This window comes from Pulveribacter suum, assembly GCF_003013695.1.
In the GTDB taxonomy this organism is placed as follows: Bacteria; Pseudomonadota; Gammaproteobacteria; order Burkholderiales; family Burkholderiaceae_C; genus Melaminivora; species Melaminivora suum.
Map to the genome: position 1 here is coordinate 2,634,464 of NZ_CP027792.1, position 24,296 is coordinate 2,658,759.

15 protein-coding genes are annotated in these 24,296 nt (G+C 71.2%); 5 read left to right on the top strand and 10 right to left on the bottom strand.

What is annotated here, in order from left to right; genetic code table 11:
* Positions 1–46: 46 nt before the first annotated feature.
* Positions 47–2,698 carry a DNA mismatch repair protein MutS gene (gene mutS / locus C7H73_RS12115; RefSeq protein ID WP_405124762.1) on the top strand — a complete coding sequence of 884 codons (2,652 nt, stop codon included), beginning with the start codon at positions 47–49 and terminating at the stop codon, positions 2,696–2,698.
* Between the two features lie 19 nt (positions 2,699–2,717).
* Positions 2,718–4,232: a glycosyltransferase family 39 protein gene (locus tag C7H73_RS12120; RefSeq protein ID WP_106846880.1), complete on the top strand. Its 1,515-nt coding sequence runs from the start codon at positions 2,718–2,720 to the stop codon at positions 4,230–4,232.
* Here C7H73_RS12120 and C7H73_RS12125 read toward each other — a convergent pair.
* Genes C7H73_RS12125 through C7H73_RS12135 form a run of 3 tightly spaced genes read right to left on the bottom strand, consistent with a single transcriptional unit; the run spans position 4,229 to position 6,490 of the window.
* Positions 4,229–5,065, bottom strand: coding sequence for a ChbG/HpnK family deacetylase (locus tag C7H73_RS12125; protein ID WP_106846881.1), 837 nt, complete (start codon positions 5,063–5,065; stop codon positions 4,229–4,231). The genes C7H73_RS12120 and C7H73_RS12125 overlap by 4 nt on opposite strands.
* On the bottom strand, positions 5,062–5,487 hold the full coding sequence (locus C7H73_RS12130; protein WP_106846882.1) for a GtrA family protein: 426 nt from the start codon (positions 5,485–5,487) through the stop codon (positions 5,062–5,064). The genes C7H73_RS12125 and C7H73_RS12130 overlap by 4 nt, the downstream gene beginning before the upstream one ends.
* Positions 5,474–6,490 (bottom strand): glycosyltransferase family 2 protein, encoded by a 1,017-nt coding sequence (locus C7H73_RS12135; RefSeq protein WP_106846883.1) that lies wholly within the window; start codon positions 6,488–6,490, stop codon positions 5,474–5,476. Before C7H73_RS12135 ends, C7H73_RS12130 begins: the two co-directional genes overlap by 14 nt.
* A 118-nt stretch (positions 6,491–6,608) precedes the next feature.
* Between C7H73_RS12135 and C7H73_RS12140 the strand changes: the two genes are divergently transcribed.
* Entirely contained in the window at positions 6,609–7,463 is an 855-nt protein-coding gene (locus C7H73_RS12140; RefSeq protein WP_106846884.1) for an alpha/beta fold hydrolase, read from the top strand.
* Between the two features lie 144 nt (positions 7,464–7,607).
* Here C7H73_RS12140 and C7H73_RS12145 read toward each other — a convergent pair whose 3' ends face one another.
* A complete protein-coding gene (locus C7H73_RS12145; protein ID WP_106846885.1) occupies positions 7,608–8,432 on the bottom strand; it encodes an undecaprenyl-diphosphate phosphatase in 825 nt (274 codons plus the stop codon).
* A 329-nt stretch (positions 8,433–8,761) separates the two neighbouring features.
* Positions 8,762–10,714 carry an FMN-binding glutamate synthase family protein gene (locus C7H73_RS12150; RefSeq protein ID WP_405124763.1) on the bottom strand — a complete coding sequence of 651 codons (1,953 nt, stop codon included), beginning with the start codon at positions 10,712–10,714 and terminating at the stop codon, positions 8,762–8,764.
* Between the two features lie 257 nt (positions 10,715–10,971).
* On the opposite strand from C7H73_RS12150, the gene C7H73_RS12155 reads away from it, so the two are divergent.
* Positions 10,972–12,252 carry an MFS transporter gene (locus C7H73_RS12155; RefSeq protein ID WP_227001341.1) on the top strand — a complete coding sequence of 427 codons (1,281 nt, stop codon included), beginning with the start codon at positions 10,972–10,974 and terminating at the stop codon, positions 12,250–12,252.
* A 50-nt stretch (positions 12,253–12,302) separates the two neighbouring features.
* Here the strand turns inward: C7H73_RS12155 and C7H73_RS12160 are convergent, their stop codons facing one another.
* The 5 genes from C7H73_RS12160 to C7H73_RS12180 all read right to left on the bottom strand — a co-directional run bounded on the left by C7H73_RS12160 (position 12,303) and on the right by C7H73_RS12180 (position 23,101).
* Entirely contained in the window at positions 12,303–13,526 is a 1,224-nt protein-coding gene (locus C7H73_RS12160; protein ID WP_106846886.1) for an FAD-dependent monooxygenase, read from the bottom strand.
* A 64-nt stretch (positions 13,527–13,590) separates the two neighbouring features.
* Positions 13,591–16,089, bottom strand: a complete 2,499-nt coding sequence (locus C7H73_RS12165; protein WP_106846887.1) for a putative bifunctional diguanylate cyclase/phosphodiesterase — start codon at positions 16,087–16,089, stop codon at positions 13,591–13,593.
* Positions 16,086–19,412 (bottom strand): sensor domain-containing protein, encoded by a 3,327-nt coding sequence (locus C7H73_RS12170; RefSeq protein ID WP_227001342.1) that lies wholly within the window; start codon positions 19,410–19,412, stop codon positions 16,086–16,088. Before C7H73_RS12170 ends, C7H73_RS12165 begins: the two co-directional genes overlap by 4 nt.
* 186 nt (positions 19,413–19,598) lie before the next feature.
* Positions 19,599–22,544: an aconitate hydratase gene (locus tag C7H73_RS12175; protein ID WP_106846888.1), complete on the bottom strand. Its 2,946-nt coding sequence runs from the start codon at positions 22,542–22,544 to the stop codon at positions 19,599–19,601.
* 257 nt (positions 22,545–22,801) lie between these two features.
* Entirely contained in the window at positions 22,802–23,101 is a 300-nt protein-coding gene (locus C7H73_RS12180) for an H-NS histone family protein (protein ID WP_106846889.1), read from the bottom strand.
* A gap of 341 nt (positions 23,102–23,442) precedes the next feature.
* Between C7H73_RS12180 and C7H73_RS12185 the strand changes: the two genes are divergently transcribed.
* Complete coding sequence (locus tag C7H73_RS12185) at positions 23,443–24,288, top strand: symmetrical bis(5'-nucleosyl)-tetraphosphatase (RefSeq protein ID WP_106846890.1); 846 nt, start codon at positions 23,443–23,445, stop codon at positions 24,286–24,288.
* Positions 24,289–24,296: the final 8 nt, after the last annotated feature.

Consider the following 24,296-nt stretch of genomic DNA (forward strand, 5'->3'; position numbering starts at 1 on the left):
AACCCCTTGCGGGGACAATCGGCCAGACCCTCACGACAACGCAGACATGGGAGCGCCCCGGTTGACTGACACCCTGGACACCTCGGACTTCTCCGAGCACACGCCGATGATGGCCCAGTACCTGGCCATCAAGGCCGGGTTTCCCGACACCCTGCTGCTGTACCGCATGGGCGACTTCTACGAGCTGTTCTACGCCGACGCCGAGCGCGCCGCGCAGCTGCTGGACATCACGCTCACGCAGCGCGGGCAGTCGGCCGGGCAGCCGGTGGTCATGGCCGGCGTGCCCTTCCACGCGCTGGAGCAGTACCTGGCGCGCCTGATCCGGCTGGGCGAGTCGGTGGCGATTGCCGAGCAGGTGGGCGAGGTCGGCGCATCAAAAGGCCCGGTGGCGCGCAAGGTGGTGCGCGTGGTCACGCCCGGCACGCTGACGGACAGCGAACTGCTGCCCGACAAGAGCGAGGCCTTGCTGCTGGCCCTGCACCAGGCCCCGCGCGGGCGCTGCGGCCTGGCCTGGCTGAGCGTGACGCAGGGCGTGGTGCAGCTGGCCGAATGCGCGCAGGACGAGCTTGCCGCCTGGCTGGCGCGCGTGGGCGCCAGCGAACTGATCCACGCCAGCGGCATCACCCCGCGCTTTGCCGCCCAGCTGGCCGCGCTGCGCCAAGCCGGCCAGCTGGCCTGCCCGGCGGCGGCGCGCCCCGACTGGCAGTTCGACGCCGCCCTGGGCGAGCGCAAGTTGCTGGAACACCTGGGCGCCGCCAGCCTGCAGGCCTGGAACGCCGAGGGCCTGCACCACGCCCACGCTGCCGCCGCCGCGCTCTTGCACTACGCCGAACACACACAGGGCCGCGCCCTGCCCCACCTGCACGGCGTGCGCGTGCAGCAGGCGGACGAGCTGATCCACCTGCCGGCGGCCACGCGGCGCAACCTGGAGCTGGTCAAGACCTTGCGCGGCGAGGATGGGCCCACGCTGTTCTCGCTGCTGGACACCTGCATGACCGGCATGGGCAGCCGGCTGCTCAAGACCTGGCTGCTGGAGCCCCGGCGCGACCGCCGCGAGGCGCGCCAGCGCCTGGCTGCCACCACCGCCCTGCGCGGCGCGGGCAGCGGCGACGGCCCCTGGCAGGCGCTGCGCGGGCAGCTGCGCGGCGTGTGCGACGTGGAGCGCATCACCGCCCGCGCGGCGCTGCACCAGGTGCGCCCGCGCGAGCTGGTGGCGCTGGCTGCCACGCTACAAAAATCGCAGCTGCTGGCGCAAGCGGGGCAAGCGCCAGAGCCGTTTTTGGCTCAGATTTTCGAGCAGTTGCAGCCGCCCGCCGAATGCCTGGCGCTGCTGCACTCCGCCATCGCCCCCGAGCCGCCGGCGCTGCTGCAAGCCGGCGGCGTGATCGCCCCGGGTTTTGACGCCGAGCTGGACGAGCTGCGCGGCATCCGCGACCACTGCGACGACTTTCTGCTGCAGCTGGAGTCGCGCGAGCGCGAGCGCACCGGCATCGCCAACCTGCGCGTGCAGTTCAACAAGGTGCACGGCTTCTACATCGAGGTCACAGCCAGCCACGTGGACAAGGTGCCGCCCGAGTGGCGCCGCCGCCAGACGCTGAAGAACGCCGAGCGCTTCATCACGCCCGAACTCAAAAGCTTCGAGGACAAGGCCCTTTCGGCCCAGGAGCGCGCCCTGTCGCGTGAAAAATGGCTGTACGAGCAGGTGCTGCAGCGGCTGCAGCCGCACGTGCCCCAGCTCACCCGGCTGGCCCAGGCCCTGGCCACGCTGGACGCGCTGTGCACGCTGGCCGAGCGCTCGCTCACCCTGGGCTGGTGCGCACCGCAGTTCGTGGACCAGCCGTGCATCGACATCGAGGCCGGCCGCCACCCGGTGGTGCAGGCGCGCCTGGCCGAGGCCTCGCGCGGCGCCTTCATCCCCAACCACACCCGGCTGCATGCCAATACGCGCATGCAGATCATCACCGGCCCCAACATGGGCGGCAAATCGACCTACATGCGCCAGGTGGCGCTGATCGTGCTGCTGGCCAGCATGGGCAGCCACGTGCCCGCCAGCAGCTGCCGGCTGGGGCCGATTGACGCCATCCACACCCGCATCGGCGCCGCCGACGACCTGGCCAACGCCCAGTCCACCTTCATGCTGGAGATGACCGAGGCGGCGCAGATCCTGCACGGCGCCACCGCCCAATCGCTGGTGCTGATGGACGAGATCGGCCGCGGCACCAGCACCTTCGACGGCCTGGCCCTGGCCAGCGGCATCGCCACCCACTTGCACGACAAGACGCGCGCCTTCACGCTGTTCGCCACGCACTACTTCGAGCTGACCGAGCTGGCCACGCGCCACGCGCACGCCGTCAACGTGCACGTGGGCGCGACAGAGGCCGGCGCCGACATCGTCTTCCTGCACGAGATCCAGCCCGGCCCGGCCAGCCGCAGCTACGGCGTGCAGGTGGCCCGCCTGGCTGGCGTGCCCGCCGCCGTGCTGCACCACGCGCGCCACGTGCTGGCCACGCTGGAAGAGCGCGCCGGCCGCCACGACCTGCAGGTGGACCTGTTCGCACCGCCCCCCGCCGCCGAGGCGCCCGCGTCCAGCGCCGCGCAGCAGCTGCTGGCGCAGATCGAGCCCGACACCTTGAGCCCGCGCGAGGCGCTGGACGCGCTGTACCAGCTGAAAAAGCTCGCCAGCGCCGCCCCGGCCTGACCGACTGCACGCCCCTCCCATGCCCGACACCTCCCCGGCGCCCGGCGCGCCTGCCCTGCCCTGGCGCGCCCTGCTGGCCGCCGGCGTGCTGTATCTGCTGGCCTGGACGCTGCTGCCGCCCCTGCTGATCTCCAGCTTTCCGCTGGACGTGGTGGAGAGCCTGTCCTGGGGCCGCGAATGGCAGTGGGGTTACTACAAGCACCCGCCGCTGGCACCCTGGCTGCTGCACCTGTGCTACCGCGCCTTCGGCGCCGCCGGGCCCTTTTTGCTCAGCCAGCTGTGCATCGCCGCCACGCTGTGGCTGGTCTGGCTGGCGGGCTGCCGACTGATGCAGCGCGAGCGCGCCCTGCTGGGCACCGTGCTGACGCTGGGCGTGGCCTTCTACGGCCACCCGGCGCTGGAGTTCAACCACAACATCGCGCAGATGCCGCTGTGGGCCGGTCTGGGCTGGGCGCTGCTGGCCGCGCTGCAGGACGGGCGGCCGCGCTACTGGCTGGCGCTGGGCGCGCTGGCAGGCCTGGGCCTGCTGACCAAGTACTCGGTCGCCATCCTGCTGGCCTGCCTGGGGCTGTACCTGGTGCTGGGCCCGGCGCGGCGCGCCCTGGCGCGGCCCGGGCCGTGGCTGGCGCTGGGCCTGGCGCTGCTGCTGCTGGCACCGCACCTGTACTGGCTGTGGCAGTCCGGCTGGCTGCCCATGGCCTACGCCAGCCAGCGCGCCGAGGCGCCGGGCGGCAGCGCCCGGCTGGGCGCCCTGTCCTTCCTGGGCACGCAGGTGCTGAACCACCTGCCGCTGGCGCTGGTGCTGCTGGGCGCCTGGCTGGGCGCGCGGCGCCAGCTACCGGCCGCCGGCGCCTGGCGGCTGCACACCCGCTGGCCCGGCTACCTGCTGACCGTGGCCCTGGCGCCGGGCTTGCTGGTCACGCTGCTGGGGCTGGTGACCGGCCTGCGCATCCGCGACCTGTGGGGCATGCCCATGTGGGCCTTCAGCGGCCTGCTGGTGGCCGCGCTGCTGCCGCCGGCCTGGCTGGCGCCGCTGCGCCCGCGCCTGCTCAAGGGCCTGGCGGTGTGGCTGGTGCTCATCACCAGCCTGGCCATGGCCTACCTGGCCTTCGGCGCGCAGGTGCGCCAGCGCCCGGCGCGCACCGACTGGCCCCAGCAGGCGCTGGTGCAACAGGCCAATGCGGCCTGGGCGCGGGTCTCGCACTGCCCGCTGCGCACCGTGGCGGGCGACTACTGGCTTGCCGGGCTGGCGGCCGTGCCCTCGCCGAGCCAGCCTTCGGTGCTGATCACGGGCGATGCGCGCTACTCGCCCTGGGCCACGGCAGGCGGCCTGCACCAGCAGGGCGCGCTCTGGCTGCGTGCCGAAGGCGAACCCGACACGCCCCCAGCCCCGCTGGACCAGCTGCAGCCTGGCCCCGGCCTGCAGCTGCACGAAGGGACCTGGCAATTGCCCTGGCCGCGCCGCGACGCGGCGGCGCCGCTGGTGGTGCACTGGCGCGCCTACGTGCCGGCCGCGTGCGCTGTTGCGCCCTAAAAGGAGAGCACGCCCTGATGCACGTGCAGGCCGCGCTCGCGCAGGTCCTGCGTGAAGGCCTCTGACGACAGGTAGGCGAACTCCACCGGCCGCTGCTGCCCGATGGCATCCTGCGGCACCGGCCGGGTGGCCGGGTGGCACATCAGCAGCGCGCCGCCGCCTGCCGCCTGCGCCAGCCACTGGCGCATGTGGGCACGGTAGGCGTCAGTGTCGGGCGCGTCGAAGCCATAGACGCCACCAAAGCCTTGGTTCATGGCCACGCCCGCGCGGCGCAGCAGCCGCGTGGCGCTCCAGCCGCCCAGCAGGGCGATGACGGCCGCCTTGGGCGAGCGCCACAGCCCGCCCGCGGGCACGGTGGAGCGCACCCAGGGCAGCGCCGCCCCCGATCCGTAGCGTGCCTGCAGCTCCTGCAGCAGCGCGCGGCGCACGCCGGGCAGCTGGTGCACATGCTGGTGGCCGTCGATGAAGTCCGGCGGCGTGCCCAGGGCACGCTCGAAGTCGTCCAGCTGCCGGGCCCAGGCCTGGCGCAGGGCCTGCGCCGGCAGCTGGCGCAGGTAGGCGGCGCGCAGCACTTTGCCCAGGCCGTGCGCGGCGTGGGCGCCGCCGTGCCCCTCGGTCAGGTTGAAGTGCAGACCCACCGAAAGCGCCGGGCGCAGTTCGCGCAGCGCCGCGGCGGCCTCGCGCCAGCGCGGCGCCGTGGTCATGCCGCTGGTGGCCGACAGGCGCCCGGCGCGGGCCAGCTGGCACACGGCCTCGTCCACGAAGGGGTGCAGGCCGTAGTCGTCGGCGCACAGCACCAGTGAACGGCTGGCCAAGGCGGGAGCGGCGCTCATGCGGTGGCCGGCGCGCGGAACGCCCAGAACTTGGCCAGGGCGAAGGTGCCCACCGCCACCACCAGCAACACCAGCAGCAGGCTGGCCAGGTAGTGCCAGGGCAGCCAGCGCAGCGCGGCGGCGTACAGCAGCTCGTTGGCCGTGAACGACAGGCTGGCCACCAGAAAATAGCGCCCCGCCGCCGCCCAGCCGTGCCGCCCCTGCGCCGGGGCGAAGGTCAGCAGCGCATGGCCGCCGTAGCTGACGGCAAAGGCGACCAGGAAGGCCAGCACGTTGGCCACCAGCGGCGCCAGCCCACCCCAGCCCACCCAGGCGGCCACGGCCAGCAGATGGGTGGCGGCCGCGGCGGCGCCGACGCAGGCAAAGCGCAGCACCTGGGGCCAGCGGCGCAGTGCCTGCAGCCAGCGGTCAACCGCGCTCATGCGGTGCGCCCTGCAGCGGGCTGTGGTCGTCGTCGCGCGCCACCAGGTAGCTGGGGCGGCGCTTGACCTCGTCGTAGATGCGCCCGATGTACTCGCCCAGCACACCGATGGACATCAGCTGCACGCCGGAAAACAGCATGATGCCGGCCGCCAGCGTGGGCCAGCCGTCCAGGTCGGCACCGAACAGGAGCGTCTCCAGCGTGATCCAGGCGCCATAGGCCAGCGCGCCGGCAGCCACCAGGCTGCCGACCACGCTCCACACGCGCAGCGGCATGGTGGTGAACGACGTCAGCCCCAGCAGCGCCAGCGAGCCCAGGCGGCGCAGGTTGAAGCTGGACGCCCCGCCGGCGCGGTCCTGCGGCACGAAGGGCAGCGCCGCCGTCTTGAAGCCCACCCAGGCGTACAGCCCCTTCATGAAGCGGTGGTGCTCGGGCAGGGCCTTCAGGGCATCAGCCACGCGCCGGTCCATCCAGCGAAAGTCCCCCGCGTGCGGCGGCACCTTGACTCGGTTGCCGCTGTTGAGCAGGCGATAAAACAGACTGGTGCCCAGGCGCTTGGCGCCGCTCTCGGCGGTGCGGTCGGCGATCACGCCATAGACCATGTCGTAGCCCAGCAGCCACAGCTCGTGCATGGCGGGCAGCATCTCCAGGGGGTGCTGGAAGTCGGCGTCGATCAGCAGCACCGCGTTGCCGCGGGCGTGGTCGATGCCGGCCGACAGGGCGGACTCCTTGCCGAAGTTGCGCGACAGCGCCAGGTAGCGCACCGGCAGGTCGGCCAGCAGGCCCATGGCCACCTCGTGCGTGCCGTCGCGGCTGCCGTCGTTGACGATCAGGATCTCGAAGTGCGGCGTGAGCGCACCGGCCGCCTGCGCCAGCGCCTGCACGAAGGCGGCAAGGTTGGCCTCCTCGTTGTAGGCGGGCACCACGCAGCTGAGCGTCAGGCCGGGCCGCGGCAGGGGGGCAGGCGGCGCGGCGGGGGCGTAGTCGGCGTGCATGTGGCTCATCGGGGCGATTGTCCCAAAACTGCGGCCCGCGGCAGCGCTGCCGGCGCCGCCCGGGGCGCCACTACACTGGCCACCCCGCAGCCGCCCCGCCGGGCGGCGCTGCCCGTTGTTTTCCGCCATGGCCACCATCGTCTTCGCCCACGCCAACAGCTTTCCCGCCAGCACCTACCGCGTCCTGTTCGAGCACCTGCGCCAGCGCGGGTTTCACGTCAGCGCGCTGGAGCGTTTCGGCCACGACGAGCGCTACCCCGTCACCAACAACTGGCCGCACCTGGTGCAGCAGCTGGCCGACTTCGCCGCGGCCGAGCAGCAGCGCACGGGCGAGCAGGCTTTTCTGGTCGGCCATTCGCTGGGGGGATTTTTGAGCGTGATGGCCGCCGCCCGCCACCCGGAGCTGGCGCGCGGCGTGCTGCTGATCGACTCGCCCCTGCTGGGCGGCTGGCGTGCCAGCGCCGTGGGCGTGGCCAAGCGCGCCCAGGTGGTGGGCGCCGTCTCGCCCGGGCGCGTGAGCCGCGCGCGGCGCAACGCCTGGGCCAGCACCGACGAGGCGCTGGAGCACTTTCAGCGCAAGAAGGTGTTCGCCCGCTGGGAGCCGCAGGTGCTGCACGACTACGTGGCCCACGGCCTGCAGGACGCCGGCGGCAAGCGCGTGCTGGCCTTCGACCGCGAGGTGGAGACGAAGATCTATGACACCCTGCCGCACAACCTGGCCGCCCTGCTGCGGCGCCACCCACTGCGCTGCCCGGCCGCCTTCATCGGCGGGCGCGACTCGGTGGAGATGCGCCAGGTGGGCATGGCGCTGACCGAGCGCATCACCCACGGCCGCATCATGATGCTGGACGGCAGCCACCTGTTCCCCATGGAGCAGCCCCAGGCCACGGCAGCAGCCATCGAGGCGTCGCTGCTGAACCTGGCCACCCTGGCCCAGCGCAAGAAGGCACCAGCCCAGAAATTGGGGTCAGATTCCAATTAAAGGAACGGCAAAGAATCGGGGTCAGATTCCAATTGCCGACTCCAATTGCCGCTTAATTGGAATCTGACCCCGATATTCTTACTATCAAATCAGGAGCTATCAGCGCTTGAACAGCAAGGGCTAGAGGCTGAAAAGACCGAAAACTCAGTCAGCCCAGGTCACCAGCCCGGACCAGGCGGTGGCCAGCACCACCAGCCCAAAGGCGATGCGGTACCAGGCGAACGGCACGAAGCTGTGGCTGCTGATGTAGCGCAGCAGCCAGCGCACGCAGACCCAGGCGCTGATGAACGAGAACACCAGCCCCACGGCAAACAGCGGCACGTCGGCGGCCGACAGCAGCGCGCGCTCCTTGTACAGGCTGTACGCGCCCGCGCCGATCAGCGTGGGAATGGCGAGGAAAAACGAATAGTCCGTCGCCGCCTTGCGCGACAGGCCCAGCAGCATGCCGCCGATGATGGTCGCGCCGCTGCGGCTGGTGCCCGGCACCATGGCCAGACACTGCACCAGGCCGACTTTGAGCGCGTCCCACGGTCCCATGTCATCCACGCTGTGGATGCGCACGGCCGCCTGCTGGCGCCGCTCGGCCCACAGGATGACGAAGCCGCCCAGGATGAAGGTGCTGGCCACGACCACGGGCGTGAACAGGTGCTCCTTGATGGCCTTGCCCAGCAGCAGGCCCAGCACCACGGCCGGCAGAAAGCCGATCAGCACGTTCAGCGTGAAGCGCTGCGCCTGGCGCTGGCTGGGCAGCGCCACCAGCGTTTCGCGGATGCGCTGCCAATAGACCAGGATGACGGCAAAGATGGCGCCGGTCTGGATGGCGATGTCGAAGACCTTGGCCTTGGCGTCGTCAAAGCCCAGCAGCGAGCCGGCCAGGATCAGGTGGCCGGTGGAGGAAATCGGCAGGAACTCGGTCAGTCCCTCCACCACGCCCATGATGGCGGCCTTGAGCAGCAAAACGGTATCCACGCGCGTCCTTGTCAGCTTCTCGCCTCGCGAGAAAAAGCGCGGATTATCCGCCGCCCCTCGTCCACCGGCGGCCGGCACGCCTGCAAAAGGCGGTGCATAACTCCAAGGCACCGCTTGCCGGGCGGGGGCCAGCAGCTATGTATGGAAAAACCACCCTGAACCCGCTGCGCAGCCTGCTGGCGGCACCAGCGCTGGCGCGGCAGGCACCCGCCGCCCCGCTCACCCTGCTGCAGGCCGCTCAAGGAGCGGGCCGCGCGGCTGCTCCTGCAGACGCTGTGGCAGGGGCCCTGCAGGTGCGGTTCAGGGCCCTGGAGCGGACGAAGCCGGGCCTACTCGCTGCGCTCGCGCCCGGCGGTGTCGTGCACCCCGTCCTCGGCTGCGGCCAGCGGGTCGCCCGGCGGGCGCTGGTCGGCGCCTGAGCCCGTCCAGCTCGGCGGCACCTGCGAGGGGCCGGTAGTCGCCGGGTTGAAGCGCCGGGCCTGGTCGGGCACCAGGGCGCTGACGGGCTGGGGCCGCGGCGCGCGGCTGCGGTTGAGCTCCTGGGCGATCTGCACGGCGGAGGCCGGCCGGCCGGCAATCGTCGGGCGGATGCCCGGGCTGGCCTGCAGCTCCTCGGGCGTGGGCAGGCGCGGCGAGAAGCTGTGCGCGTCCGCCAGCGGCCAGTACAGCTTGTACACGCTGTGCTGGCTGTCCAGGTCATCCAGGATGCCGCCGAAACGCATGGTCGGCATGACGGCCGACAGCAGCCGGATGCGCGAGCTGTCGATGCGCCGCACGATGTGGTGCGGGGTGAGCTGGTCGGGATGCATCAGGCCGGCGGCCTGTAGCAGCTCCTTCAGGGCGTGCAGCGTGTTGGCGTGGTACTGCGCCACGCGCGTGGCCTTGTCGGGCACCACCAGCGCGCGCTCGCGCAGCGCGTCCTGCGTGGCGATGCCGGTGGGGCAGCGGCCCGTGTGGCAGACCTGCGCCTGGATGCAGCCCAGCGCCATCATGAAGCCGCGCCCGCTGTTGCACCAGTCCGCGCCCAAGGCAAACATGCGCGCCAGGTCGAACGAGTTGATGACCTTGCCGGCCGCGCCGATCTTGATGCGGTGGCGCAGGTTCACGCCGATCAGCGTGTTGTTGACCAGGTGCAGGCCCTCCTGCACCGGCGCGCCCATGTGGTCGGCAAACTCGATGGGCGCCGCGCCCGTGCCGCCCTCGGCGCCGTCCACCACGATGTAGTCGGGCGTGATGTCGGTCTCCAGCATGGCCTTGACGATGGCGAACCATTCCCAGATGTGGCCGATGCACAGCTTGAAGCCCACCGGCTTGCCGCCCGAGAGCCGGCGCAGCTGGGCGATGAAGTGCATCAGCTCCACCGGCGAGGAAAACGCGCTGTGCGACGACGGCGAGACGCAGTCTTGCCCGATGGGGATGCCGCGCGCCGCGGCGATCTCGCCCGTGACCTTGGCGCCCGGCAGCATGCCGCCGTGGCCCGGCTTGGCGCCCTGGCTGATCTTGATCTCGATCATCTTGACCTGGGGCTCGCGCGCCTGTTTGGCAAAGCGCTCGGCGTTGAAGCTGCCGTCGTCGTTGCGGCAGCCAAAGTAGCCCGAGCCGATCTCCCAGATCAGGTCGCCGCCGTGCTCGCGGTGGTAGCGGCTGATGCCGCCCTCGCCCGTGTCGTGGGCAAAGCCGTCCATCTTGGCGCCCTGGTTCAGCGCCAGGATGGCGTTGGCCGACAGCGCGCCGAAGCTCATGGCCGAGATGTTGAACACGCTGGCGTTGTAGGGCTGGGTGCAGGGCTCGACGCCCTCCAGGGGCTCGCCAGGCCGCCCGCCGATCCAGATGCGGAAGTCGTGCGAGCCGATCTTGGTGGTCTGCATGGAGTGGTTGATCCACTCATAGCCCTTGGCGCCCACGTCCAGCTTGGTGCCGAACGGCCGCACGTCGGCCTCGCCCTTGGAGCGCTGGTACACCACCGAGCGCTGCGCGCGGGTGAAGGGCTCGCCCTCCTCCACGTCGCCTTCGATGAAGTACTGGCGGATCTCCGGGCGGATGAACTCCAGCCAAAAGCGCATGTGCCCCAGGATCGGGTAGTTGCGCAGGATGGCGTGGCGCGTCTGGCGCAAGTCGCGCAGGCCCACCAGCGTGAGCAGGCCAGTGGCGACCAGCAGCACCAGGGGCGTCCAGCCAAAGCCGAAGGCCGCCAGCCACAGCGCGCAGGCCAGCGCGGCCAGCGCGCACAGCGCCAGCGTGCTGTAGCGCACGCTGTTGACGAAAAAGGAGTGAAGCTTCATGCGAACCATGTTGACAGGCGGGCACAGCGCCCGCAAGGCGGGGCCAGGGCCCCGTGCGGCGCGGGCATTATCCCCATGGGGCCGCGAAGGATTCCTGCGTGTGGCGGGGTTGCCGGCCGCCCTTCGCTCTCTTTTTAATAGCTGCTTGCACTTACCCAACAAGGACTGCAGGCCGATTTGACCCATATCAAACGCAGCCGCGCCCTGTCAAACGCGCGGCAGGCGCCGGGCCGGGCGTTCAGGTAGCCTCGTCCCCGATGAGCCACGCCCCCTTCGAGCCCGCTGCCCGCCCTGCCCCACTGCCGTCCCGGGCCCTGCTGATGATGCTCGTGGCCCTGACCTCGGGCTTTGGCCTGAGCAACGCGTTTCGCACCGTGGCGGCCATCATGGCGGCGCCGCTGGCAGCGGAGTTCGCCCTGTCGCCGCAGCAGCTGGGGCTGTTTGCCGGGGCCTTTCACTTCGCCTTTGGCGCCATGCAGGTCTTCATGGGCATCGGCATCGACCTGTACGGCGTGCGGCGCACCATCCTCACGGCCTTTCCACTGGCGATTGCCGGGGCCGTGCTGTCGGCGCTGGCGCCGGGCTTTGGCTGGCTGGCGCTGGCGCAGGTGCTGATCGGCGTGGGCTGCGCGCCGGCCTTCCTGGTGTGCACGGTGTTCATCGCGCGGCATTTCGCGCCGCAACGCTTTGCCGCGATGTCGGGCACGGCCATGGCCATCGGCACGCTGGGCATGCTGTTCACCGGCACGCCGCTGGCCTGGCTGGTGCAGCAGTGGTCCTGGCGCGGGGGCTTTGGCGTGCTGGCAGCCCTGGCCGCGCTGGCCTGGCTGTGGATGTGGCGCGGCGTGCACGAGCCGGCCGCCGCCCCGCATGCGCTGCAAGCCGCGCCGCAGCGCGAGTCGCTGCGGCGCGCGGTGGCGCGCTTTGGCACGCTGTTCACCCTGCCCCACACCTGGGGCATCGTGGTGCTGGGCGCGGTGACCTATGCGGCGCTGATCTCGCTGCGCGGGCTGTGGATGGGGCCCATGCTGATGCAGCGCCACAGCTGGTCGCTGGTGGCCAGCGGCAACGTGGCGCTGGCGCTGTCGGTGCTGGCACTGGCCGGGCCGGTGCTGTTCGGCCGCATCGACCCGCCCGACGCGCACCGGCGCCGGCGCTGGCTGGTGGCCTGCACGCTGGTGATGAGCGCGCTGTTCGCCGCCCTGGCGGCCGGCGGGCCGGCCTGGCTGGACGTGGCGCTGATGCTGGCCGTGGGCCTGCTGTCGGGCTTCATCGTGCTGCAATACGCGGACGTGCGCGCCGCCTACCCGGCCGACCTGACCGGCCGCGCCATGGCGGTGTTCACCATGGCCATGTTTTTGGGCGTGGCGGCCATGCAGTGGTTCACCGGGCTGGTGGCGTCGCTGGCGGGCAGCGGCGCCAGCGACCCCTTCGTCGCGGTGATGGCTGCCATCGCGGCGGCGCTGGCGCTGGCGGCCGCGGGCTTTGCCGGGCTGCCAGCGCCGCCCCAGGCGCGCCGGGCTCACAAGAGAATATGAGCCAAATCTGCCTCTAGCGCCCGCCAGTCAAGCGCGAGCAGCTACTGATTTCAGAGCGAGCTGGCGCTGGAGCCGTCGCCGCGGTACAGCCAGGGCACGTCCAGGATGCGCTCGCCCAGCAGGCGCAGGCTGGCGTCGCGCCCCCAGCGCAGCGGGCCACGGGCATGGAAGATGACGCCGTTGCGGCGCGAGCGCTCTTGCACGCGGGCATTGCGCTGCCAGCGGTTCAGCGCATAGCGGCGCAGGCGCAGGGGCACCTCCAGGTCGTCCATGGCCAGGGCGCGCTGCAGCTCGGCAGCGTCCTCGATGGCCATGCCGGCGCCCTGGGCCAGGTAGGGCCGCATGGGGTGGGCGGCGTCGCCCAGCAGCGCCACCAGGCCGCGGGCCATCTCGTGCGGACCGGCCACGGGCGGCCGGTCGGCCAGCGGCCACAGGCGCCAGCCGCTGCCGGCCTGGGGCACGGCGCGCACCAGGTCCTGCAGCGGCGCGCAGGTGCGGGCCAGGGCGGCTTCCAGCTCGGCGGCGTTGGCGCCATGGTCCCAGCCGTCCAGGTCCGCGGGCGCCTGGCCATGGCGAATGGCCACCACGTTCAGCAGCTCGCCGCCGCGCAGCGGGTAGTGCACCACGTGCAGGCGCGGGCCCAGCCAGGCAGTGACCTGGTGCGAGCGCAAGGCCGCGGGCAGCGCGTCCTGGCGCACCACGGCGCGGTAGGCCAGGTGGCCGCTGGCGCGCGTGGCGGCCTGGCCCAGCAGCTGCGCGCGCGTGCCGCTGCGCAGGCCGTCGGCGCCGATCAGCGCGTCGCCCTCCACTTCCACCGTGCGGCCGTCGCCGTGGCGCTGCAGGCGCAGGGTGACGGCGCGCTCGTCCTGCGCGTGGTGCTGCACGGTGTGGCCGACGTTCAGGTGCACCGACGGCAGCGGCTGCACGGCGGCCAGCAGCAGCGCATGCAGGTCGGCGCGGTGGATGGTGGCGTAGGCCGCGCCGTAGCGCTCGATGACGCTGGCGCCCAGGCGCATGGCTGCCAGCTCGCTGCCCGTGCGGGCGCTGCGCACGGCCAGGCGCTGCGGAAAGGCGGCCACGGCCTGCAGCGCGCCCTGCAGGCCCCAGGCCTGCAGGCGGCGCACCACGTTGGGCCCCAGCTGCACGCCGGCGCCGACCTCGCTGAAAGCGGGGGCGCGCTCGTACAGCCGCACCTCCCAGCCGGCGCGCGCGCCGGCCAGGGCCGCCGCCAGAGCGCCGATGCCGCCGCCGGCTATCAGGATCTGTTGTTGCATGGAGGGCGATTGTCGGCGCTGACGCAGGCACCGGGCACCAGCGCCCGTCCAGGCCGGGCCACGCTCAGGCTGGCACGGGCGCCATGGCCAGCTCCAGCATCGCCGCTGGCGCGGGCCGCCCGAACAGGTAGCCCTGGAAGGCCTGGCAGCCGTGGCGGCGCAGAAAATCCAGCTGGCTGGCCGTCTCCACGCCTTCTGCGACGACCTGCAGGTCCAGGCTGCGCGCCAGGCCCAGGATGGTGCGCACGATCGCCGCGTCGTTGCCGTCGATGAGCACGTCGCGCACAAAGCCCCGGTCGATCTTGAGCTGGTCCAGCGGCAGGCGCTTCAGGTATGACAGCGAGGAGTAGCCGGTGCCGAAGTCGTCCAGCGAAAAGCCCACGCCCTGGGCGCGCAGCTGCTCCATCTTGGCGATCATCTCTTCGGTGTCGGTCAGCAGCAGGCTTTCGGTCAGCTCCAGGCGCAGGGCCTGCGGGCGCGCGCCGCTGGCACGCAGGGCGGCCAGCACCTGGTTGGCGAATTCGCTCTGGCGAAACTGGCGTGCGCTCACATTCACCGAGACCACCAGCGACTGCATGGCCGGCTGGGCGGCCCAGGTGGCCAGCTGCATGCAGGCGGTCTCCAGCACCCAGCGGCCCAGGGGCAGGATGAGGCCGGTCTGCTCGGCCAGCGCAATGAATTCGCCCGGCGCCACCAGCCCGCGCGTGGGGTGCTGCCAGCGCACCAATGCCTCGGCGCCGGTGATGGTGCCGGCCGCGTTGACCACCGGCTGGTAGTGCAGCAGCAGCTCGCCGCGGGCCAGGCCGTGGCGCAGTTCGGTCTCCAGCTCGGTGCGCGCGCGCATCTGCGCCAGCACGCCGGGGTCGAACAGGCGCAGCGCGTTGCGCCCGGCGGCCTTGGCCTGGTACATGGCGAAGTCGGCCTGCTTGAGCAGCTCGTCGGCCGACTGCGCCGGGTAGGAAAACAGCGTCAGGCCCATGCTGCAGGTGGTGTGGTGGGTGTAGCCGCCCTCCAGCGGGAAGGGCTGCGCCAGCGCGCTGGCAATCTTGCGCGCCAGGCGCTGCGCGCCCTCGCGTGCCAGGCGGGGCTCGCCCTTGAGCTCGTCCACCAGCACCACGAATTCGTCGCCGCCAAAGCGCGCCACGGTGTCGCTGGCGCGCACGCACTGGCGCAGGCGCCGGGCCACCATGCACAGCAGGCGGTCGCCCACGTCGTGGCCACGGTTGTCGTTCAGGTTCTTGAAATGGTCCAGGTCGATGAACAGCAGCGCGCTGTGGCTGCGGCTGCGCTGCAAGCCGGCGCAGCTGCGCTGCAGGCGGTCCAGCAGCAGGCGCCGGTTGGGCAGCCCCGTCAGCGCGTCATAGAACGCCAGGCGCTCTATCTCGGCTTCGGCGCGCTTGCGCCCGCTGATGTCGCGCCCCACGCCGCGGTAGCCCAGCAGCGTGCCGCGCGCGCTCACGACGGGCTCGCCGCTCAGGGCAATCCAGGAGACCTCGCCGCCCGGGCTCACGCGCTTGAGCTCCAGCTCGCGAAAGGGCTGGCGCGCGCCCAGGTGTTCACGGTGCGCGGCCCAGTCGGACTCGCCCATGTTGGCCGCGCCCGCCTCCGACAGGGTGCGCCCGTGCAGCGCCTGCAGCCATGCCTCGCGGTGCGCGGCCACGCCGGCGATGTCGGTGAAGCGCCCCTCGGCGTCCTGCTCCCAGTACCAGTCGGAGGACAAATCGCACAGGCTGCGAAAGCGCGCCTCGCTGCGCTGCAGCTCGGCATGCACGCGCACGTAGTCGCTCACATCGGCAAAGGTGCGCACCAGGCCGCCATCGGGCAGCGCCTGGGTGCGCACCTCCAGCGTGCGGCCGTCCAGCGTGTGGCGCCGGTACACGGCGGGGGCGGCGCCGGCAGCGCCGCCGCGCACGTAGTCGCGCGCGCGCTCGTCGATCAGGCCGAAATCCTGGCCGTAGTCGCCGCGTCGGGTCTGCACCTGGGTCAGCTCGGCCAACGTGGGGCGACGGGCCAGCAGCGCTTCGGGCAGCTCCAGCAGCTCCAGCACGCGGCGGTTGTACACGTTGATGCGGCCGTCCGGGCCCGTCTGGAAGATGCCCTGGCTCATGCTGGCCAGCGCCGTCTGCAGGCAGGCCAGCTGCTGGCGCACGTCGGATGGCTCGGCCACCCCGGGGACGGAAGGCTCCTGCAGCAGGGCGCCCAGGCGCTGCAGCAGCTCGGGCACGTGGTCGCCGCTGGCGCTGCGCAGCAGGTAGTCGCAGCGACGCCCGGCGCGGGCGGCGGCGCGCAGGGCGCGGGCGGCCAGGCCTTCTTGCTGCGGCCAGACGCACAGCAGCAGCGCATCGGGCCCGCCGCCATCGCCGCCGGCCCAGTCGGGCAGCTCGCCGGCCTGCGCCGCCAGGCACAGCACCACGGCGCTCCAGCCCCGGGCCGGCGCGGCGCCGAACTGCGGGTGCGGCACCTGCAGAGCCAGCCAGCCCTGGCCGCTCAGCGCCAGCAGGCCCAGGGCGCGGCGCGCGTGGGCGGCGTCGGGGTCGATCCAGGCGATGCGCGCAGTGTTCATCGTGCGATCTCCGGTTGCTGCGTGTGCTGGCGCGCGGGCCCGCCCAGGCCCGGCAGGTACGCGGCCTCGAACGGGGCGATGGCGCACGGCCGCCCGAACAGCCAGCCCTGAAAGCCGCCGCAGCCGTGGCGCTGCAGAAACTGCAGCTGGCCCTCGGTCTCCACGCCTTCGGCGACCACCTGCAGGTCCAGGCTGCGCGCCAGCGCCAGTATCGTATGCACGATGGCCGCGTCGTTGGGGTCGGTCAGCACGTCGCGCACGAAGCCCTGATCGATCTTGATCTCCGACAGCGGCAGCCGCTTGAGGTAGCCCAGCGACGAATACCCGGTGCCGAAATCGTCCAGGGAGAAGCTGACGCCATGCTCGCGCAGCTGGCGCATGCGCGCCACGGTGTCTTCCACGTCGCCCAGCAGCAGGGTCTCGGTCAGCTCCAGCTTCAGCCGGTGCAGCGGGGCGCCGGCCTGGGCGGCGACCTGCAGCACGTCCTGCACGAAGCCGGGGTGGCGAAACTGCCGCGCGCTCACGTTGACGGAAATCGCCAGGCCCTGCGCTGCAGCATGGCCGGCCCAGTGCGCCAGCTGGCGGCAGGCGGCCTGCAGCACCTGGCGGCCCAGCGGCACGATGAGGCCGGTCTGCTCGGCCAGCGGAATGAAATGCGCCGGCCCCAGCAGGCCGCGCTCGGGGTGCTGCCAGCGCACCAGCGCCTCGGCGCCGCACAGGCGGGTGTCCTCGTCCATCTGCGGCTGCAGATGCACCACCAGCTCGCCGCGGGCCAGGGCCAGGCGCAGGTCGGCCTCCAGCTGGGCACGTTCGTTGGCCGCCAGCTGCATCGCCGGGTCGAAAAAGCGCAGCGTGTTGCGCCCGGCCGCCTTGGCCTGGTACATGGCCAGGTCGGCGCGCTTGAGCAGCTCCTCGACGGTGCAGCGCTCCTGGCCGAACAGCGTGGCGCCGACGCTGGGGGTGCTGTGGTGCTGCTGCTGTGCCAGCACGAAGGGCTCGTTGAGCGCGGCCATCAGCTTGGCGGCGATCTGCTCCACGCAGGTGCCCGCCTGCTGCGCGTCGGCGCCCAGGTTCTCCAGCATGACCACGAACTCGTCGCCGCCCAGGCGGGCCACGGTATCGCTTTCGCGCACGCCTGCCTGCAGGCGCTGCGCCACCTGCGCCAGCAGCGCGTCGCCCATGTCGTGGCCCAGGGTGTCGTTCAGGTCCTTGAAGTTGTCCAGGTCGATGAACAGCAGCGCCCCCAGGCCCTGGCGGCGCAGGCCATTGGCCAGGGCGTGTTCCAGCCGGTCCAGCAGCAGGCGGCGGTTGGGCAGGCCGGTGAGCGCGTCATAGAAAGCCAGGCGCTCGATCTGCCGGGCCGCGCGCTGGCGGTCGGTGATGTCGCGGCTGATGCTGAGCACGCCGCTCACGCGGCCCTGCGCGTCGCGGGTGGCGGTCTTGAGGGTCTCAAAGCGCCCCTGGTAGCCGTCTTCGGCGAAGGTGAGCGTTTCTTCCACGACCAGCGGCTGCCAGGCGGCCATGGCGCGCTCGTCCTGCGCGCGCACGCGTTCGGCCTCGGCAGCAGGCAGCAGCTGCGCGTCGGTCAGGCCCACCAGGGCGTGCTCGGGCCGGCCCAGGCAGCGCTCGAACACCGGGTTGGCCGACAGGTAGCGGCCCTCGGTGTCCTTGAGGCTGACCAGGTCGGGGATGGTGCTGACCAGGCTGGCCAGCTGCGCGCGCTGCTGACCCAGGGCCTGCGCCAGGCGTTTTTGCTCGGTCACGTCGTAGGCGAAGATGACCACCGAGGTCACCTCGCCGGCGCCCACCCGTTCGGGCACGAAGGTGACATGCCAGTCGATGCGCGTCTTGTGCCCGGTCATCGACAGCTCGGCCACCGCGGTGTCGCCGCGCAGGGCGCGCTCCAGCGGCGGCTGCATGCGCTCGAAGATGCTGGCGGGCAGCACGTCGCGCATGAACTGCCCCTCCAGCGCCGCCGGCGCGCAGCGCAGCGACGCGGCCTGCACCGGGTTCACGTACAGCGTGCGGCCCTGGCGGTCCACGCGGGCGATGCCGGCGGGCAGGTGCTCCAGCACGCTGGCCAGCTGCTCGTCGCGTTCGCGCGACAGGCGCTCGGCTTCGCGCTGCTCGGTCACGTCGCTGAGCACGCCGTCCCAGATGGTGCCGCCGCTGGCGTGCTGGCGCGGCGAGGCGCTCATGCGCACCCAGCGGATGGCGCCGTCCCAGCGGCGCATGCGCACCACGCACTCAGCCAGGCTGCGGGTGCGCCAGGAGGTCTCCAGCGCCCAGGTGCTGAGCGCCCGGTCCTCCGGCAGGATGTGATCAAACAGCAGCTGCGCATCGGCCATGACCTGCTGCGCCGTCAGGCCCAGCAGCCGCTCGATGGCCTCGCTCATGTGGACGAAGCGGCTGGTGCCGGCGCTCTCTCGCACCTGCTGGTACAGCACGATGCCGGGCAGGTTGCGCCCCAGCAGCTGCAGGCGCAGCTCGCCTTCGCGCATGCGGGCCTCAGCGTGCCGGGCGCGGGCGTAGGGCAGGCGCACGCCCGAGATGTACACCGCCTGCAGCAGCACGGCGTAGCCCACCACCCGCAGCGCCTGGGCGGGCATCCACCAGGCGGTGCCGGGAGCGGCCAGCGACTGCAGCAGCGCCAGGATGAGCTCGGCCGCGGCCAGGCAAACGCTGGCCGCCGCCATGAAGTGGTGGCGGCCGGCGCGTCGGCGCGCCCCGCGCGAGTGCGGCCGCGCCAGCAGCCAGGCCGCAGCAGCGAAAGCCGCGCTGTTGGTCCATGCCAGCGCCGTGGCCACCGGCTGGCCGTCGCCGAAAAAGGGCGGCAGCCGCCACGCCAGCCACGCCAGCGCTGCCGCCAGCACCAGGGCTGCCGCCAGCCAGGCCAGGCTGCTGCCACGCACCAGACGGCGGCGTGCGAAGGCCAGCAGGCAGGCGGCCTCGCCCGTGCGCCCCAGGGCCTGCAGCGCAAGCGCGCTGCCGTTCCAGCCCTGCTGCGCCAGCACCGCCCCCGCAGCGCTGGCCGCCAGCGCCAGGGACAGGCCGAACACCAGTACGTTGGCGCGCGGCTGCTCGCGCACGTCCAGGCTCTGCATGGAGATGACCACCGCCAGCAGGCCCAGCAGCATGGCGATGGCCTGCAGCAGCTGGCCCAGGTCCTGCCAAGCGGCGGCGTCCGTACCCCGCACCGCGACGCTGGCGCAAACGAGCAGCGCCAGAGCCAGCGCGACCCAGCCAGCCGTGGAGCGCGGGCCTGCAGGCGACGCCGGCGCTCGCAGCGGGGCGGGTTCGGGGGGAGAGGCGCGCCCGCTCATGGATGGCGCTGCAGGACAACGGGGTAACACATATCGATACAAGTCTAGCGGCCTGCCGAGTTTGCCGGCTCAGGGTCCACCCGCCTTTTGCCTCGCAGGTGACTGCACCGCCGGCGAAAAAAAAGGCGGGCCAGAGTTGCCTCTGCCCCGCCCTGCCCTGCCGGTCCCGCCCCGGGGCCGCCGCGCTTACTGCGTCAGCAGCTGGCGCAGCACGTAGGGCAGGATGCCCCCGGCGCGGTAGTAGTCCACTTCAATGGGAGTGTCGATGCGCAGGGTCAGCGTGACCTCCTGCACCACGCTGCCATCGGCGCGGCGGATGACCATGCGGGCCTCGCTTTGCGGCGTCAGCTGCGGGTCGGGCAGGATGTCGATCAGCTCGTCGCCCTTCAGGCCCAGGGTCTGCCAGGATTCGTTGGCGCGAAACTGCAGCGGCAGCACGCCCATGCCGACCAGGTTGGAGCGGTGGATGCGCTCAAAGCTCCTGGCCACCACGGCCTTGATGCCCAGCAGCTGTGTGCCCTTGGCCGCCCAGTCGCGGCTGGAGCCGGTGCCGTATTCCTCGCCGGCCAGCACCACGGTGGAACGCCCGGCCTTCAGGTACTGCATGGCCGCGTCGAAGATGGACATCTTGGCCCCGCGCTGCGGCCCCTCGCCCTGGTACAGGGTCAGGCCCCCTTCCTCGCGCGAGCCGTCTTCCAGCGCCGGGATCATCAGGTTCTTGATGCGCACGTTGGCGAAGGTGCCGCGCATCATCACCTCGTGGTGGCCGCGGCGCGAGCCGTAGCTGTTGAAGTCCAGCCGCTGCACGCCATGGTCCAGCAGCCACTGGCCGGCCGGGCCGTCCTGTTTGATGGAGCCGGCGGGCGAGATGTGGTCGGTGGTGATGGAGTCGCCAAACAGCGCCATGATGTGCGCACCCTGCACCGATTCAGCACCTTTTTGGCCTGCACCGACCGTGGATGCTGCGCTGGCAGCTCCTGAATCGATAGCAAAGTCGTCAAAGTACGGCGGCTCGGCGATGTAGGTGCTCTGCGGCCAGGAATAGACCTCTCCCGTCACGCCCTTGATGGCGCTCCACAGCTCGCCCGGGTCGGTCTTGACCTTGGCGTAGTTCTCGCGGAAGGCCTGGCCGTTCATGGCGTAGTTCATCAGCGCGTGGATTTCGTCGCTGCTGGGCCAGATGTCGCGCAGGAACACTTCGCGCCCGTCCCGGCCCTTGCCCAGGCATTGCGTGGTCAGGTCGCGCAGCACCGTGCCGGCAATGGCGTAGGCCACCACCAGCGGCGGGCTGGCCAGGAAGTTGGCCTTGATGTTGGGGTGGATGCGTGCCTCGAAGTTGCGGTTGCCCGAGAGCACGGCGGCGCACACCAGATCGTTGCGGGTAATGGCGTCGTTGATCTCGGGCGCCAGGTCGCCGGCGTTGCCGATGCAGGTCGTGCAGCCGTACCCGGCCAGGGCGAAGCCCAGCTGTTCCAGGTAGGGCAGCAGGCCGGCCTGGGTGAGGTATTCGGTCACCACGCGCGAGCCGGGCGCAAGCGACGTCTTGATGTGCGGCTGCACGGTCAGGCCCGCCTCCACCGCCTTCTTGGCCAGCAGGCCGGCAGCCAGCAGCACGCTGGGGTTGGAGGTGTTGGTGCAGCTGGTGATGGCGGCGATCAGCACGTCGCCGTTGCCCAGGCTGAAGTCCACGTCCTGCTCGGGCAGCGCAGTGGCGCCGGCAGCCTCGTCATGCATGACCTTGCGGTTGGGCCGGTTGTTTTCCATCTCCTCCAGAAAGCGCGGGGAGCCGGGCGGCGTGGGCGCGGTCTCGCGCGGCGGCTTGCTGGCCGCATCGCCGTGGCGCACGTGGTGGCGTGTCTGGAGCATCTCGGCGGGCTGGTTGAAGCCGCCATCGGCCATGGGCTTGGAAAACAGCGAGGTGAACTGGTGGCAGACGTTGTCCAGCTCGATGCGGTCCTGCGGGCGCTTGGGGCCGGCCAGGCTGGGCGTGACGTTGGACAGGTCCAGCCGCACGATCTGCGAATACTCGATCTCGCCCGTGCCGGGCACGCCGAACAGGCCCTGGGCGCGGAAGTAGGCCTCCAGCGCCTCGATGTCCTCCTGGCTGCGGCCGGTGCCGCGGAAGTAGTCGAGCGTCTTTTCGTCCACCGGGAAGAAACCCATGGTGGCGCCGTACTCGGGCGCCATGTTGCCGATGGTGGCGCGGTCAGGCACCGCCAGGGAGCGCGTACCTTCGCCAAAGAACTCGACGAACTTGCCCACCACCTTGGCCTTGCGCAGCATCTCGGTCACGGTGAGCACCAGGTCGGTGGCGGTGACGCCCTCGCGCAGCTGGCCGGTGAGTTCGAAGCCCACCACGTCGGGGGTCAGGAAGTACACCGGCTGGCCCAGCATGGCGGCCTCGGCCTCGATGCCGCCCACGCCCCAGCCGACCACGCCGATGCCGTTGACCATGGTGGTGTGGCTGTCGGTGCCCACCAGGGTATCGGGGTAGTAGGTGCCGTCCTTGCCCTGGTGCACGCCGGGCGCCAGGTATTCCAGGTTGACCTGGTGCACGATGCCAAAGCCCGGGGGCACCACGCCGAAGGTGTCAAAGGCCTGCATGCCCCACTTCATGAACTCGTAGCGCTCGCGGTTGCGGTGGAACTCGAGCTTCATGTTCAAGTCCAGCGCGTCGGGCGTGCCGTAGTGGTCCACCATGATGGAGTGGTCCACCACCAGGTCCACGGGCACCAGGGGTTCGATCTTGCGCGGCTCCTGGCCCAGGCGCTGGGCGGCGCTGCGCATGGCCGCCAGGTCCACCAGCAGGGGCACGCCGGTGAAGTCCTGCAGCACCACGCGCGAGACGATGAAGGGAATCTCGTCCTTGCGCGGCGCGGTGGGGTTCCACTGCGCCAGCTGGGCCACGTGCTCGGCCGTTACCTTGCGCCCGTCGCAATTGCGCAGCACCGATTCCAGCACGATGCGGATGGACTGGGGCAGGCGGTTGATGGACGGAAACTGGCGCGCCAGCTCGGGCAGCGAGAAGAACCGGCCCTGGCGGCCCGAAGCGGTGGCAAAACTCTGGAGCGTGGATGCGAAGGCATGCGCACCGGCGGCAAGATTCTTGTTCTCGGGGGAAACTGCAGACATGGGACAACTCCATTTCGTGGACAACACTGGTCCCATTCTGGCAGCCCTGCCGGGCAATGCCAAACCGCGGCCGCACGGCAGCGGCGATAAACTGGCAGATACCAGCCGCCCCTGGCGCTCTCGCCTGCCTATTTTCCGCTTGGCGCCAACACCCGCCGTCGCCAAAAACAAAGGCCCGCACAAGGCGGGCCATTCGTGGAACTACGCATATGCGGCCAATGGCGGCACAGGGTGTCGGCGCTTAAGCCGATAAGCGCTTAAATAGCAAACTTCTCGCGCTCTTCGTTCTGGATCCAGCGCGGCGGCTTGCCGCGGCCCGTCCAGGTCTGGCCGGTGGCGGGATTGCGGTATTTGGGAGCCACCTTGGTCGCCGGCGCCGAGACCGCACGGGTCGAGCGACCAGCCGGGAATACATCCTGCTGCGTCAGCCCATATTCAGCCACCAGCTCGCGCACTCGGGACACGGCGGTGGAAAGCTCGCGCTGACGGGCCTCGTTGATTTGCTGCTCCAGCGCTTCGCGCTGCTTCAGGAGATCCTTGTAGCTGGTTTCATTCATGATGGTGCGGTGAGTAAACGGTGGTTGGAATTGAATACGCGGGGCGATTATATGCACGTGAAAGCAGCGGCGTGGCATTCATTGGTGATATTGCCTGCGCCCGTCCATAAAAATCCATGGGGATACCGCGCAGCAGCCAGGCACGCGCGCTTGCACAGCACAGGCAGAAATGAAAAAGCCAGGTGCATACGTCTGCCCCTCAGACATTGCAGTGGTCAAAGTTACTAACAGATTCATCTATTGCACGCCGGGCCCCGAAGCTTTGCCTGTGCACTGGCGTGAGGCGGCGACTGGGCGACAATCCGGCAGCCATCTTTGGCAGGCCGAGGACAGCAAACCCGATGAGCATTTACTGTGTGGGCGATATACAGGGCTGCGGCGACGCATTGGAGCGGCTGCTGTCGCACATCGGCTTTTCGCCCAGCCGCGATACCGTGTACTTGCTGGGTGACCTGGTCAATCGTGGCCCCGGTTCGGCCGCCGTGCTGCGCCGCTGCAGGGCGCTGGAAGGCAGCATGCTGGCGGTGCTGGGCAACCACGATCTGCACCTGCTGGCCGTGGCCCACGGCGCGCGCGCGCCCTCCAGGCGCGACACGCTGGACGCCATCCTGCAGGCCGATGACCGCGAGGCGCTGCTGCAGTGGCTGCGCCGCCAGCCCCTGGCGCGGCATGTGGCGCATGGCGGCGGCCACTTCCTGGCGCTGCATGCCGGGCTGCTGCCGCAGTGGAGCGTGCAGGACGCGCTCGGCCACGCCGCCGAAGTGGAGCAGGCGCTGCAAAGCGACGCCCTGCCCGCCTTCCTGGCGCAGATGTACGGCAACACGCCGGCGCAGTGGAGCGACGACCTGGCCGGCGCCGACCGCCTGCGCACCATCGTCAACGCCTTCACGCGGCTGCGCTTTTGCACGCCGCAGGGCCGCATGGATTTCGACAGCGCCGAAAGCGCCAGCCAGGCCCCACCGGGCCTGTTGCCGTGGTTCGACGCGCCGGGACGGCGCAGCGCAGGCACGCTGATTGCCTTCGGCCACTGGTCCACCCTGGGCCGGCTGGAGCGACCCGACCTGCTGGGGCTGGACACGGGCTGCGTCTGGGGCGGCTGCCTCACCGCCGTGCGCCTGGGCGCCACGCTGGCCGAGCGCGAGTTCTTCGAGGTGCGCTGCCCGCAGGCGCAGGCGCCGGGGCGCTAGCAAAAAAA